This window comes from Avibacterium avium, from assembly GCF_900454535.1.
GTDB lineage: Bacteria > Pseudomonadota > Gammaproteobacteria > Enterobacterales > Pasteurellaceae > Avibacterium > Avibacterium avium.
Genome location: NZ_UGSP01000001.1, coordinates 2025108 through 2038576, shown reverse-complemented (window position 1 = coordinate 2038576; position 13469 = coordinate 2025108). Strand labels below are relative to the sequence as shown.

General features: G+C 39.9%; 14 protein-coding genes. 8 read left to right on the top strand and 6 right to left on the bottom strand.

The genetic code is table 11. The features are described 5' to 3' along the window. Window positions 1–288 precede the first annotated feature (288 nt). From epmA to DYC50_RS09810, 3 genes are all read left to right on the top strand, one after another. Complete coding sequence (epmA, locus tag DYC50_RS09820; protein WP_115250014.1) at window positions 289–1260, top strand: elongation factor P--(R)-beta-lysine ligase; 972 nt, start codon at window positions 289–291, stop codon at window positions 1258–1260. 478 nt (window positions 1261–1738) lie between these two features. Next, window positions 1739–2824 carry a porin gene (locus DYC50_RS09815; protein ID WP_115250013.1) on the top strand — a complete coding sequence of 362 codons (1086 nt, stop codon included), beginning with the start codon at window positions 1739–1741 and terminating at the stop codon, window positions 2822–2824. Between the two features lie 290 nt (window positions 2825–3114). Beyond that, window positions 3115–4260, top strand: a complete 1146-nt coding sequence (locus DYC50_RS09810) for a porin (RefSeq protein WP_115250012.1) — start codon at window positions 3115–3117, stop codon at window positions 4258–4260. A gap of 268 nt (window positions 4261–4528) precedes the next feature. On the opposite strand, the gene purA is transcribed toward DYC50_RS09810, so the two are convergent. The 5 genes from purA to rpsP form a co-directional block, all read right to left on the bottom strand. Further along, window positions 4529–5827, bottom strand: coding sequence for an adenylosuccinate synthase (purA, locus tag DYC50_RS09805; RefSeq protein WP_115250011.1), 1299 nt, complete (start codon window positions 5825–5827; stop codon window positions 4529–4531). 254 nt (window positions 5828–6081) lie between these two features. Then, window positions 6082–6432 (bottom strand): 50S ribosomal protein L19, encoded by a 351-nt coding sequence (rplS, locus tag DYC50_RS09800; RefSeq protein WP_115250010.1) that lies wholly within the window; start codon window positions 6430–6432, stop codon window positions 6082–6084. Between the two features lie 65 nt (window positions 6433–6497). Continuing rightward, a complete protein-coding gene (gene trmD, locus DYC50_RS09795) occupies window positions 6498–7250 on the bottom strand; it encodes a tRNA (guanosine(37)-N1)-methyltransferase TrmD (protein WP_103853870.1) in 753 nt (250 codons plus the stop codon). A gap of 62 nt (window positions 7251–7312) precedes the next feature. Further along, on the bottom strand, window positions 7313–7840 hold the full coding sequence (gene rimM / locus DYC50_RS09790) for a ribosome maturation factor RimM (RefSeq protein ID WP_103853871.1): 528 nt from the start codon (window positions 7838–7840) through the stop codon (window positions 7313–7315). Window positions 7841–7871: 31 nt separating this feature from the next. Then, entirely contained in the window at window positions 7872–8123 is a 252-nt protein-coding gene (rpsP, locus tag DYC50_RS09785) for a 30S ribosomal protein S16 (RefSeq protein WP_115250009.1), read from the bottom strand. A gap of 224 nt (window positions 8124–8347) precedes the next feature. Here rpsP and DYC50_RS09780 point away from each other — a divergent pair, with 224 nt between their 5' ends. After that, window positions 8348–9367: a glycosyltransferase family 9 protein gene (locus DYC50_RS09780; protein WP_115250008.1), complete on the top strand. Its 1020-nt coding sequence runs from the start codon at window positions 8348–8350 to the stop codon at window positions 9365–9367. An 83-nt stretch (window positions 9368–9450) separates the two neighbouring features. Here the strand turns inward: DYC50_RS09780 and DYC50_RS09775 are convergent, their stop codons facing one another. Next, a complete protein-coding gene (locus DYC50_RS09775; RefSeq protein WP_115250007.1) occupies window positions 9451–10212 on the bottom strand; it encodes a glycosyltransferase family 2 protein in 762 nt (253 codons plus the stop codon). Between the two features lie 226 nt (window positions 10213–10438). On the opposite strand from DYC50_RS09775, the gene DYC50_RS09770 reads away from it, so the two are divergent. The 4 genes from DYC50_RS09770 (at window position 10439) to rpiA (ending at window position 13469) form a co-directional block, all read left to right on the top strand. Beyond that, the gene (locus DYC50_RS09770) at window positions 10439–10783 is read left to right on the top strand and encodes a ComEA family DNA-binding protein (RefSeq protein WP_245934880.1); all 345 of its coding nucleotides are present in this window, start codon (window positions 10439–10441) and stop codon (window positions 10781–10783) included. 149 nt (window positions 10784–10932) lie between these two features. Further along, the gene (rdgB, locus tag DYC50_RS09765) at window positions 10933–11547 is read left to right on the top strand and encodes an RdgB/HAM1 family non-canonical purine NTP pyrophosphatase (protein WP_115250006.1); all 615 of its coding nucleotides are present in this window, start codon (window positions 10933–10935) and stop codon (window positions 11545–11547) included. Next, entirely contained in the window at window positions 11547–12707 is a 1161-nt protein-coding gene (gene hemW / locus DYC50_RS09760; RefSeq protein ID WP_115250004.1) for a radical SAM family heme chaperone HemW, read from the top strand. The genes rdgB and hemW overlap by 1 nt, the downstream gene beginning before the upstream one ends. Window positions 12708–12809: 102 nt before the next feature. Beyond that, window positions 12810–13469, top strand: a complete 660-nt coding sequence (gene rpiA / locus DYC50_RS09755; RefSeq protein WP_103854273.1) for a ribose-5-phosphate isomerase RpiA — start codon at window positions 12810–12812, stop codon at window positions 13467–13469.

Here is a 13469-nt window from a genome sequence, read left to right as displayed (position 1 = left end):
CTCCAATATAAAGTAGATGAAATGTCTAAGGAAAATTTCAAATCGTTTGAAATTTGTTAGGGTGAGTTTATTTTGCCACGCTTTTATAAAATAAATCAGACTTTTTTATCAAAAAACGGGAGCAAAGTTTCAAAGTGTGATCTAACTCAAAAAAGTTAGATAGAATTCACCTGCTTAATGAGAATTTTTCTCTTTTAGAATGAAGACATTGCATAAAAATAACTCATCTTGTTGAAATATTTCAGGTAAAATAACCGCACTTTTTTCACAAGATGGCTCAGACAAATTATGACAGAAAATGAACAATGGCGACCAACGGCCAGTATTCAAAATTTATTAGCCCGTGCCAAAATTATGGCCGAAATTCGCCGCTTTTTTACTGATCGCGGTTTATTAGAAGTAGAAACCCCAATTTTGAGTGAATTTGGGGTAACAGATGTGCATCTTGCCACCTTTAGCACAGAATTTACTTCCCCTTTCAAGCATCAATCGAAAACCCTATGGCTTTCTACTAGCCCTGAATACCCAATGAAACGCCTACTTGCCGCTGGCAGTGGTGCGATTTTTCAGCTTTGCAAAGTGTTCCGTAATGAAGAATCGGGCAGAAAACATAATCCCGAGTTCACAATGTTGGAATGGTATCGCCCACATTTTGATATGTATCGCTTAATCAATGAAGTGGATGATTTATTGCAACAAATTTTAGATTGCGAACCTGCAGAAAGTATGAGCTATCAATTTGTGTTTCAAGAATATGTCGGGCTTGATCCACTTTCTGCTTCTCGCGAAGAATTAATTGCCAAAGCGAAAGAACATCATCTGGAACAAGCGGAAAATGAAGACAGAGATACCTTGCTGCAATTTTTATTCAGCTCTGTGGTTGAACCGAAAATCGGGCAAGAACGCCCCGTCGCTATTTATCATTTCCCTGCAACCCAAGCGGCATTAGCACAAATTAGCTCGGAAGATCACCGTGTGGCAGAGCGTTTTGAGTTCTACTATAAAGGCATTGAGCTAGCGAACGGTTTTAACGAACTCACTGATGCAAATGAACAACGCCATCGCTTTGAACAAGATAATCGCCAACGTGAAAAGCTTGGCTTACCAACGCGTCAGCTTGACGAACGATTCCTTGCCGCACTTCAAGCAGGTGTGCCAAATTGTGCAGGCGTAGCCCTAGGTGTGGATCGTTTAATTATGATTGCCTTAGATGCAACCAGCATTGAAGAAGTAATGGCATTTAGCATAGATAATGCTTAAAACAAACACTTAGCAGAAAAAATTCACCTAAAAACTCCCGCACTTTTATGGATAACCCGCTGAAAGTGCGGGCTTTTTTTATTGGAAAATGTGATCTTCTACACAAAAATGAAGTAAACTTACTAAAATATTTATTTTAGTGAATATTACTCCATTACTCCATTTGAAAATACCAAAAAATACTTATGTTTCATAACATTACATCTTTTTTCTAATGTTCTTATTGAAATAAGAGAAGTAAGAAAATGTTATATTTGTCACAATTTTTTATTTATTATGAAGCTTTGTTTTATTTTTAACTTGTTGTTTTATAATAAGATTTAACAGAGTGATAAATTTCGGACGTTTTTGACAGAAAAAAATAACCTTTCTATATTTGCGGTCAATAAAAGATTAGCCATAACAAAATCTTTATGAGCGAAACGGAAATCAAGTTTTATTCTGTTAATAATAAACCTAGAACAAAAGGAAGTTCATTATGAAAAAGACACTCATCGCATTAGCAGTTACTGCAATGGTTTCAACAGCGGCAAGTGCAACCGTGATTTATGAAAAAGATGGCACAAAAATCGATCTTGATGGTCGTATGCATTTTGAATTACGCAATGATTCAGAACAACGTAATGATCTACGCGATATTGGTTCTCGTGTACGCGTAAGAGCATACCACGATTTAGGTGAAGGCTTTAAAGTGTTTGGTGGAGCAGAATTACGTTTCTCTAAAGGTGATGGTTCTGCTGATGCCATCGGTGGAAATCTAAGAACTCACCGCTTATTCTTGGGGTTAAGCCAAAAAGATGTAGGTACATTAACTTTTGGTCGCCAATTGCATTTAGGAGATCATATTCCTAAAGCAAATTATACTTATGATGGTGGTGGTAATATTTTCTTTGATGCGCATAAAAAAGCCGCTCATTTTATGTCAAATAAATTTGAAGGTTTCCGTTTTGCTGCAGACTATTACTTTGGACAAGCTAACAAATCAAATGATGCTTCAAGTGGCACGCTTGGTTGGGATGAAGGCCAAGGTTACGGGGTAGGTTTATTCTATGATAACACCTTTGGTGATTTTGGCGTACGTTTCGGATCTGGTTATTCCGTAGTTACTCAATCTAGCGGTTCAGAACAAGATCAATATAAATTAAAACGTGGTGGTGTTGGTTTAGAAGTTAAATACGATATTGTTCGCGTTGGCTTCGACTGGGCATTTGGTAAAGTGTCTAAACAAGGCGTTGAAAGCGGTAATATTGGTTTCCAAAAAGTAGCTGGATACAAAGCATCTTTACATAAAAATGATCGTTTCTTAGTGGGTGTAAAAGTTGATGTAACCGATAAAAATGCTGTATATGGACAATATTACTTTGCTAAAGGTAAAAAAGCAGATCCTAGTGCTGAAGCATTGAAAATGCGTGGTTGGATGCTTGGTGTAGATCACAAGTTCAACAAAAACTTAGTTGCTTATGTTGAAGGTGGTAAAGGTAAAGTTACTCAAGGCGGAAAAGTATTAAATACTAGAGAAAAAGCAAACCACCGTGTAGCTGTTGGTGTTCGTATGCTATTCTAATAAAAATTTCATTCTCCTCTCATTTGCCCACATAACTCTTTTTATGTGGGCTTTTTCTTTAATTTTTATTGATGTGGCTATATTTTGAACATAGAAGGGATAAAATTTATTAAAAAATGTGATCTTGATCACCAAATAAAATGAACTTTTATTAATTTGCATTGACAGCGCAATATTTCTTTGACAATATGAACTCGCTTCAAGCGAAGTGGTTGGACATTTTCTTTAAATAAAAGTTCTTTCCACTTTTAAAATTGTTATAACAACTTAATTCTGAAAGGAATTTGATTATGAAAAAGACATTATTAGCATTAGCAGTAGCAGCTGTAGCTACTTCAGCAAGCGCAGCAACAGTTTATAACCAAGACGGCACACAAGTTGATGTTGGCGGTCGTTTTGATGTAGCTTTAGGCAAATTTAATGATGATGAGCGTGCGGATCTTCGTAACGTTGGTTCACGTTTAGAATTCAAAGCGCAACACGATTTAGGCGAAGGCGTTAAAGTAATTGGTTACTCTCGCTTACGTTTCAACGATGGTGGCGATAAATGGGATACTGGTTCTTCATTCAATAACATCAAAACTGACAAATTATGGTTAGCACTTCAAAAAGATGATTTGGGTCGCGTATCATTCGGTAAACAAGTTACTACTGGTGATGCAGTAGAAATGAACGATCACTCTTATTTATTCGGTGGTAGCAACAACCTATTCACTGGTGGTGATAAAGTTGTTTCTTTCCGTTCAGCAGATTTCCAATTAGCAGAAGGCCAAACTTTAGGTTTTGGTGCTGATTATACCTTCGGTGAAGCGAAGAAAAATAACGGGGAAGCAGAACTTAAATACGCTTATGGTACATCTGCATTTTATGCTGGTCAATTTGATGAAGTTGGCGTGAATTTAAATGCAGGTTATACCGTTGAAGTTTATGATAATGGTCTTGCATCATCAAATGACACTGGACGTAAAGTTCAATCTTGGCGTGTAGCTTCACAATTAGCTTATGGTCCAGTAACTTTCGGTGCAGAATATGGTGAGTCATCATATAAAGATCATCAAACTCAACACAAAGCAGGTAAAGGTCGTTTCTTAGAAGTTGCAGCGAAATACCAATACTTAGACAACGCTTCTGTATATGCTGCGTGGGAACGTAACGAATACAAAGGCTACAGAAATGGCTTAACATCAAATGATGCAGGTAACTTCTTAACAGCTGCTGCTGGTTCTAAATTAACTATCGCAGATGATAAAAAATTAAGAGAAAACGTATACTTAGTTGGTGCTGATTATGCATTCACTAAAAACGTAGTGGCTTATGTTGAATATGCTCACTCTCGCGTTAAAGGCACTGGTACTATCAGTGGCGTTCAAGCTGTAAATGGTCAATCTGAAGTTAAAGACAACCGTTACGCAACTGGCTTACGCGTTTACTTCTAATCTAACGAAGTTATTCGCGTAGTCGCAGAATAAAGAATCTGCACTCAAAAGGCAAAAGCTGAGTAGAGTGCAGATTTTTTTATGGCTGAATAAAGGAAAGTGCTTTGAATAATCTTAAAGCGATGTAAAACACCTTTAATAAGGGGGAATAGGTTCTTGATGATAGCTAAAAAAGAAAGAGAAAAGTGCGGTGCAAATTGTATAAATTTTTAAGCCCAAGAAGTGATTTCTTCTTGGGCTTCTGTTTTATCGTGCGAAGAAAAATAATTTATGCCGCAAACGGATCGCGTAAAATCATTGTTTCAACGCGGTCTGGGCCAGTTGAAAGAATATCCACCGGTACACCCGTTACTTCTTCAATGCGTTTAATGTACTTACGCGTGTTTTCTGGCAATTTATTCACATCGGTTACGCCAAAAGTGCTTTCTTTCCAACCAGGGAGGGTTTCATAAATAGGCTCAACACCTTCCCAATCTTTTGCCGCGAGTGGAGCAAATTCAGCGATTTCACCATTTGGCATTTTGTAACCAACACAGATTTTGATTTCATCAAAACCATCTAGCACATCAAGTTTAGTCATACAAAAACCAGAAATGGAGTTCACTTGAATAGCACGGCGCATTGCCACAGCATCAAACCAACCACAACGGCGTGGACGGCCAGTTACTGCGCCAAATTCATTCCCTTTGCGTGCAATTTCAGCACCCACATCATCAAATAATTCTGTTGCAAATGGGCCACCACCAACACGGGTGCAATAGGCTTTGATAATCCCTAACACATAATCAATATGGCGTGGGCCAAAGCCAGAACCTGTGGAAACCCCACCAGCTGTAGTGTTTGAACTGGTTACATAAGGGTAAGTGCCTTGGTCAATATCAAGCATTGTGCCTTGTGCGCCTTCAAACAGAATGTTATCGCCATTTTTGCGCGCAACATCAAGAATTGCGGTAACATCAGCAACCATTCCAGTAATAATTGGCGCAACTTCTTTGATTGCTGCCAAGGTTTTTTCGTAATCAACTGGCTCAACTTTATAATAATGTTCAAGTTGGAAGTTGTAGTAATCTAAAATATTTTTGAGTTTTTCAGCGAAGCTTTCAAGATCGAAAAGATCGCCAACACGCAATCCACGGCGTGCCACTTTATCTTCATAGGCAGGGCCAATACCACGGCCGGTTGTGCCAATGGCTTTTTTACCCAATGCAGCTTCACGAGCGTGATCCATTGCAACGTGATAAGGCAAAATTAATGGACAAGCTTCTGAAATTAGCAAGCGATTGCGCACATTAATGCCACGCCCTTCTAATTCCCCCATTTCTTGCATTAAGGCTTCTGGTGAAAGCACCACACCATTACCGATTAAACAGGTTACGTTTTCACGCAAAATACCCGATGGAATCAGACGTAACACGGTTTTCTCACCGTTAATAATCAGGGTATGCCCTGCATTGTGTCCGCCTTGATAGCGCACCACATATTTTACGCGATCCGTTAATAGATCAACGATTTTCCCCTTACCTTCATCGCCCCATTGAGCGCCTAAGATAACAACACTTTTTCCCATAGATTCCGCCTTGTATGCTGAAGTTAAACAAATAACAAACAGTAATGTACTTTACTATTTTATGAATACAATCTCAATGACAAATAAACATTTCTTGCTATTTTATGGAAGGTCGTATGAGTAACAGAGAAGTGAGGAAAGTGCGGTGAAAAATCTATGGAAATTTTTACTGCACAAAGGTAGAAAAAATTAAAAAAGAGAAAAGAAAAAGGCTTGAGATTGCTCTCAAGCCCTTATAATTTTCGCTTGGAAAATTAGTCACCAAGACGTTCTTTAATACGTGCAGATTTACCTGAACGCTCACGTAAGTAGTAAAGTTTCGCTTTACGAACCGCACCTTTACGTTTAACTGTGATGCTATCTACAACTGGTGAGTGAGTTTGGAATACACGCTCAACGCCCACACCGTTAGATACTTTGCGTAAAGTGAATGCACTGTGCAAGCCGCGGTTACGAATTGCAATAACCACGCCTTCGAATGCTTGCAGACGACGTTTACTACCTTCAACAACCCATACTTTAACTTCTAAAGTATCACCTGGGCGGAAGCTAGGTACGTTTTGTTTTAATTGTTCTTGTTCAATTTGTTTAATGATGTTACTCATTGTGTAATCCTTCTAAGATCCTAGTATTAACTGATGATTTTGCGAATGGTTAAACTCGCAATCAACTAATCAACTTTATTTGCTTGCTGTTCAAGTTTGACTTGCGCCAGCAGTTTCCGTTGTTCGTCAGTCAGAGCTAGGCTTTCCAATAGCTCAGGGCGTCTTAACCAGGTTCGCAATAACGATTGTTTTAACCGCCATTTACGAATTTCTTCGTGGTTGCCCGACATCAACACCGCAGGTACAGACATTCCGTCTAGCACTTCTGGGCGAGTATAGTGAGGGCAGTCAAGCAAACCATCGGCAAAAGAATCTTCTTCTGCGGAGGCCTGTTTGCCTAGCACTCCGGGGATAAAGCGTGCAACGGCATCAATCAATGTCATTGCAGGTAATTCACCGCCAGTGAGAACGTAATCACCGACTGACCATTCTTCGTCAATCTCAGTTTGGATCACTCGTTCGTCAATACCCTCGTAACGACCGCAGACTAAAATCAATTTTTGATTTTGTGCCAATTCTGTTACGCCATTTTGATCGAGTTTACGTCCTTGTGGCGAAAGATAAATCACCTTTGCCCCTTCTCCTGCTGCCGTTTTAGCCGCTTGGATTGCATCACGCAATGGTTGCACCATCATCAACATTCCAGGCCCACCGCCATAAGGACGGTCATCAACGGTTTTATGTTTATCCGTGGTGAAATCACGCGGATTCCAACACTGTACTTGCAAGAGATTTTGTTTTACGGCTCTGCCTGTTACCCCATACTCAGTAATCGCTTTAAACATTTCGGGGAACAATGAAACAAGACCAATCCACATTGTTATTTTCCTAATTTGTAGGCTCGAAATGCTACAACCTAAAGCTCACTGTATGCCTGAGTTTAGAAACCAGCGTCCCAATCCACTTCAATAGTCTTGGTGGTGAGATCTACTCTTTTAACTACTTGTTCATACAAAAACGGAATTAACCGTTCTTGTTTTCCAAAAGCATCTTTTTGACTTGCTCGTACAACTAATACATCATTTGAGCCAGTTTCCATCATTTCAGCCACCGTTCCCATATTGTAACCTTGTAGATTCACCACTTGGCAGCCAATTAAATCGTGCCAATAATAATCCCCCTCTTCAAGTTCAGGGAATACAGATAAATCTACGCCAATTTCAACATTAGTTAGGGTTTGTGCGATTTCACGATCATTAATGCCTTTTAATTTAACAATAAGTTCGTGATTATGATGTTTCCAACTTTCTAATTCTGTTGGCTGCCATTGACCTTTAATTTTTAAAAACCAAGGCTGATAATCAAAAATGCTTTCGGCTTGTTCTGTTGATGAATAAATGCGTAACCAACCACGAATTCCGTATGTTGAACCTAATTTACCAACTACTTCAATTCTTTGTTGCGTCATTTCATTCACCTATAAACCTTAAAAACTGCAATTAAGCTGCAGCTTTTTGAGCTTCTTTTACCAAAGAGGTAACGCGATCTGATAAGCTTGCTCCTTTCTCAACCCAAGCATTTACACGCTCAAGATTGATACGAAGACGCTCAGCATTACCTGCCGCTAAAGGGTTGAAAAAGCCAACGCGCTCAATAAAACGACCATCGCGTGGGCAACGGCTGTCAGCTACTACAATTTGGTAAAATGGGCGTTTTTTAGAACCGCCACGAGATAAACGAATGGTTACCATAACCTTCCTCTAATTAATTAATACTAAAAGAAAACCCACATCGAAGGAGTGGGAATGCTTACTTTTTTCTCTGTATATATAGACAAAAAGCCTGTGGATTGTACTCTTTTTTATGAAAAAAGCAAGGTAAATAGTGCACTGAAGTGAATTATTCTTTAATAAAAACGTCTTCCTTTGCTACAATGTCGCAATCTATTTAAAAATAACCTGTGAACGTTAGAATGATGCAAAAACTTTTGGTAATCCGCAACGACAAACTGGGCGATTTTATGCTGATATTTCCCGCCTTAGCGCTGATAAAAAAGGCAAATCCTCAGTTAAAAATCACCGCACTTGTACCTAAATATACCGCGTCAATGGCTGAGCTTTGTCCTTACATTGACGACATTATTATTGATGCACAAGACAAAAAAGATAAAACCCAATTTAAGCAAGTCTTACAGGCCATTAAAGCAGCGCATTTTGATGGAGTGATCAGCTTTTTCTCAAATTGGCATAATGCAAAATTGGTGTGGCTAAGTGGCATTAAATATCGTCTTGCACCTGCGACAAAATTGGCGCAACTGGCTTATAACCATCGTTTAACTCAACGCCGTTCACGTTCCCTTAAGCCAGAATTTGAATACAATTTGGATCTGGCAAGGGCGTTTTTACAGGCACAGCATTTGCCGATTAGTGAACCGCACGCACCTTATCTAGTCGTTCCACAAGAGATTTTACAAGCGCAGAAAAGCAAGCTCCAACACCAGTTAGGGATTGCACAAAATAAAAAATGGATTTTCCTACATAGTGGCACAGGCGGTTCGGCAAATAGCCTTTCTTTAGCGCAATATGCCGAATTAATTCAAGATATTTTGCAACAATTTGATGCCTATATTGTTCTCACTGCAGGGCCAAATGAAAGCGAACAGGCACATCAATTAGCCCAATTAGTGAATAATCCCAATGTGGTGATTTATGATAATAATGAAGGACTAGTGGATTTCACTTATTCTTTGGCTTGCGCAGATTTGTTTATCGCAGGTTCAACAGGGCCATTACACATTTGTGGTGCATTAAATGTACCAACCATTGGTTTTTTCCCAAGTCATCGTTCCGCAACCCCATTGCGCTGGCAGCCAATTAATGATCCCGCACGCCATTTGGCTTTTTGTCCACAAAATGAAGAGAAAGAACTGGCGAATATTCAAATAAATAAAATATTGCCACAAATTCAATCGTTTATTGCAAAACAATGGGCATAAATTTATAACGAGAAATAAAAAAGTGCGGTGAAAAAATTGCTAATTTTCCACCGCACTTTTTCTTCTGTATTTATGATTTATTGCTATTTTTTACGTGTTCTAATCCATAAATCGGCATATTTAACAAAGGTAGAATGCCCCGAAAGTACGGCTAATAAAAAGCCTTCTTTACCATCTAAAAATCCTGCTTTTAATAGATACATTTTTGCGAAAGTTGCAATGCCGTGCGTAATCCCTTGAAACAGCGTGGCTTTTTTGCCTTGTCTATGGCGCTGTTCCGCCCAAGCTTGCGCATAGTTAGCCGATTTCACCAAGTAATGATGTAAATTTTTATAAGGATAATGCAGCAAGTTACCCGCCAATTTTTCCACTTTCGTATTAGCAGGATATACCACTTTTTCGTGAACTAAGGCATCGTTATAGCCTGCGTACTGGGTTTGATACAAACGCACCACATAATCAGGATACCAACCCGAATGACGAATTAAGCGCCCGAACACTTCGCTAATGCGCGGAATATCGTACACCACATTCGGCAAATTTTTTGCTACCGCTTGCTGAATATTTTCCCGTAACTCATCGGTTACGCGCTCATCAGCGTCCAGCCATAACACATAATCAGACGTAACATATTGCTGGGCAAGTTGGCGTTGCTTACCGAAGCCTTGCCAATCGGTATTTTCATAGAATTTCGCGCCATATTGCAGGGCGATTTCTTTAGTATTATCGGTGCTGCCTGAGTCTAAAATCACAATCTCGTCCACCCAATCTTTCACGCTAGCTAAGCATTGTGCAAGATCTTGTTGTTCGTTTTTTACAATCATTGCAACGCTAATGGTCGGCATAATTTATCCTTATTTTTAATTTACATACCCTAATGGATTTTTAGTTAGTGTAACGGATTTTAATAAAAGGAAATAGCCCATTTTTGTCTTATCTGAAGTGATTTTTGCGATCTCGATCGTAAGAATTATTCGTACCAATTGAGAATGACGCAATTTATTTGCACAGTAGCGCCGTTGAAAATATTCAACATCCGTTTTGTTATCAATTTTGAAAAGGAACAACATAATGAAAATGAATGGAATTTTAGCCACATTATTATTTGGCTTCTTTAGCTGTATGAATGCTTTTGCTGAGCCAGCAACAGAGCCTACACCGCCTGCTACGCAGGAAGCTGTCCAAACAAGTGCGGTAGAAAAATCCTCTGTTTTTGTGGGTAATACGCTAAATATCAATACCGCTACCGCCAGTGAAATTCAAAAAGCGTTGGTCGGTATTGGCGCGAAAAAAGCCGAAGCGATCGTGGAATATCGTGAAAAGCACGGCAACTTTGTCGCGTTGGAACAATTGTTAGAAGTACAAGGCATTGGCAAAGCCACGTTAGAAAAGAATAAGGATCGTATTCAGTTATAACTTATTGTTTTTATTGCTGATTAGCACGTTGAGTAAATTTAGTTATTCAGCGTGCTGTATCGCATTTTACAATAAGCAAGTTAAGCCTTATAACTTGGTCAAAAATAGACTATACTTGAGCCAATTTTTACCAAGTTTAAGGATTAACAATGAAACAAAAAATTGTGCTTGCTACGGGTAATCAAGGCAAAGTGCACGAAATGGCCGATGTGTTAGCAGATTTTGGCTTTGAAGTGATCGCACAAACGGATTTAGGCATTGAAAGCCCCGAAGAAACAGGCTTAACTTTTGTGGAAAATGCCTTATTGAAAGCGCGTTATGCAGCCAAAATGTCAGGTTTGCCCGCCATTGCTGATGATAGCGGATTAGTGGTGAATGCACTCAATGGTGAACCAGGGCTATATTCCGCTCGTTACGCAGGTGTTGATGGCGAGCAAGCCGATGCTGAAAATCGTAAAAAGTTATTACAAAAATTAACTAACGTGCCAGCCAGCGAACGCCAAGCGAAGTTTGTGAGCTGCATTGTATTATTGCAACACGAAACCGATCCTTCACCGATTATTGCGGAGGGGGAATGCGCAGGTGAAATCACTTTTGAAGAAAAAGGTGAAAATGGTTTTGGTTATGACAGTCTATTTTTCTATCCTGAAAAAGACCGCACTTTTGCCGAGCTTGATACGCCAGAGAAGAAACAAATCTCACATCGCGCACGCGCATTAGGCGTGTTAAAAGCACGCTTACAAGCCAAAGAGCGGTCAAAATAATGCAAGTTTTTCCGCCACTTTTTCCCCCATTGAGCCTTTATGTACATATTCCTTGGTGCGTACAAAAATGCCCTTATTGCGATTTTAATTCCCACGCGCAAAAAGGCGGCATTCCCGAACAGGAATATATCGCGCATTTGTTGGCTGACTTACGCCAAGATCTTGCGCGCTATCAAGCAAGCATTGGTGATCGAACGCTACATTCCATTTTTATTGGTGGTGGCACGCCAAGCTTATTTTCAGCACAAGGCATTGCGCAATTATTGCAAGGCATTGAACAGCAAATTCCCTTTGCGCCAAATATTGAAATCGCCTTAGAAGCTAACCCCGGAACGGCAGAAGCGAGCCGTTTTGCAGGCTATGTGGAAGCTGGGGTGAATCGCCTTTCTTTAGGCATACAAAGTTTTGATGATGAAAAATTGCAACGCTTAGGGCGCATTCATAATTCTGCGGAAGCCAAAAGCGCGGTGCAAATGGCAAAAGATGCGGGTTTTAAACGCATTAATTTAGATTTAATGCACGGCTTACCAAATCAAACTCTTACGCAAGCGCTAGATGATTTGCGTCAAGCTATTGCCCTTGAGCCGAGCCATCTTTCTTGGTATCAGCTCACCATTGAGCCAAATACAATGTTTGCTTATCGTCCGCCTAAATTGCCTGATGATGACGCGCTATGGGATATTTTCGAGCAAGGTCATCAGCTTTTAAGCCAAGCAGGCTATGGGCAATATGAAACCTCTGCCTATGCCAAAGCTGGTGATCAGTGTCGCCATAACCTGAATTATTGGCGCTTTGGTGATTATTTGGCGATAGGCTGTGGTGCGCACGGAAAATTGACTTTCCCGAATGGCGATATTTTGCGTTTTTCCAAAACCAAGCACCCGAAAGGCTATATGCGTGGGGAATATTTATATGAAGAAAAGCTAATCCCCCTTGATGAGCGTCCTTTTGAATTCTTTATGAACCGTTTTCGCTTGCTTGAGCCTGTGCCAAAAATTGAGTTTGAGAATTTGACGGGATTATCCTGTGATGTAATCGCAAAACAAATTGATTGGGCGAAATCACAAAAATATATTCAAGAAAACCACCGCACTTGGCAAATCACCGAGCAAGGTAAGTTGTTTTTAAACGAATTGTTAACAGAGTTTTTACCCGAATAGGGCTTGTATCTGCCCGTGAATGGGATTAAAGTAGATGCCTTGTTCGCAAACGTTTACTTATAGCAAATTTGAACACAGATTTTATCAATAAAGGGAAAGAATATGGATCAACTCGCAATGAAAAAGCAAGCTGCACAAGCGGCATTGCAATATGTTAAACCGGATACGATTGTGGGCGTGGGTAGTGGCTCAACGGTAAATTGTTTTATTGAAGCCCTTGGCGCAATGAAAGATGAAATTAAAGGCGCAGTGGCGGCATCTAAAGCATCAGAAGAATTGTTGAGAAAACAAGGCATTGAAGTATTTAGCGCCAATGAAGTGTCAAGTTTGGATATTTATGTTGATGGCGCTGATGAAATCAACCCACAAAAAATGATGATCAAAGGGGGCGGCGCGGCATTAACGCGAGAAAAAATTGTTGCCGCACTGGCGAAAAAATTTATCTGCATTGTGGATCAAAGCAAACAAGTGGACGTGTTAGGCTCAACCTTTGCTTTGCCGGTGGAAGTGATTCCAATGGCGCGCTCGCAGGTGGGGCGTAAATTGGTCAGCCTTGGTGGCGCACCAGAATACCGTGAGGGCGTGGTAACCGATAACGGCAACGTGATTTTAGATGTGTATAATTTCCCAATTTTAAATCCAATCGAAATGGAAAAAACCTTAAATAACGTGGCAGGTGTGGTTACCAACGGAATTTTTGCCTTGCGTGGTGCTGATATTGTAATTGTCGGCACACCACAAGGTGCAGAAATTATTGAATAA

Bases quoted from the DNA above. Each gene is read 5' to 3' on its own strand.
- DYC50_RS09780 (WP_115250008.1), top strand. From the start codon at position 8,348: ATGCAAAAACTTTTGGTAATCCGCAACGACAAACTGGGCGATTTTATG.
- rpiA (WP_103854273.1), top strand. From the start codon at position 12,810: ATGGATCAACTCGCAATGAAAAAGCAAGCTGCACAAGCGGCATTGCAA.
- rdgB (WP_115250006.1), top strand. From the start codon at position 10,933: ATGAAACAAAAAATTGTGCTTGCTACGGGTAATCAAGGCAAAGTGCAC.
- rimM (WP_103853871.1), bottom strand. From the start codon at position 7,840: ATGACGCAACAAAGAATTGAAGTAGTTGGTAAATTAGGTTCAACATAC.
- DYC50_RS09810 (WP_115250012.1), top strand. From the start codon at position 3,115: ATGAAAAAGACATTATTAGCATTAGCAGTAGCAGCTGTAGCTACTTCA.
- trmD (WP_103853870.1), bottom strand. From the start codon at position 7,250: ATGTGGATTGGTCTTGTTTCATTGTTCCCCGAAATGTTTAAAGCGATT.
- purA (WP_115250011.1), bottom strand. From the start codon at position 5,827: ATGGGAAAAAGTGTTGTTATCTTAGGCGCTCAATGGGGCGATGAAGGT.
- hemW (WP_115250004.1), top strand. From the start codon at position 11,547: ATGCAAGTTTTTCCGCCACTTTTTCCCCCATTGAGCCTTTATGTACAT.
- epmA (WP_115250014.1), top strand. From the start codon at position 289: ATGACAGAAAATGAACAATGGCGACCAACGGCCAGTATTCAAAATTTA.
- DYC50_RS09775 (WP_115250007.1), bottom strand. From the start codon at position 10,212: ATGCCGACCATTAGCGTTGCAATGATTGTAAAAAACGAACAACAAGAT.
- DYC50_RS09770 (WP_245934880.1), top strand. From the start codon at position 10,439: ATGAAAATGAATGGAATTTTAGCCACATTATTATTTGGCTTCTTTAGC.
- rplS (WP_115250010.1), bottom strand. From the start codon at position 6,432: ATGAGTAACATCATTAAACAAATTGAACAAGAACAATTAAAACAAAAC.
- DYC50_RS09815 (WP_115250013.1), top strand. From the start codon at position 1,739: ATGAAAAAGACACTCATCGCATTAGCAGTTACTGCAATGGTTTCAACA.
- rpsP (WP_115250009.1), bottom strand. From the start codon at position 8,123: ATGGTAACCATTCGTTTATCTCGTGGCGGTTCTAAAAAACGCCCATTT.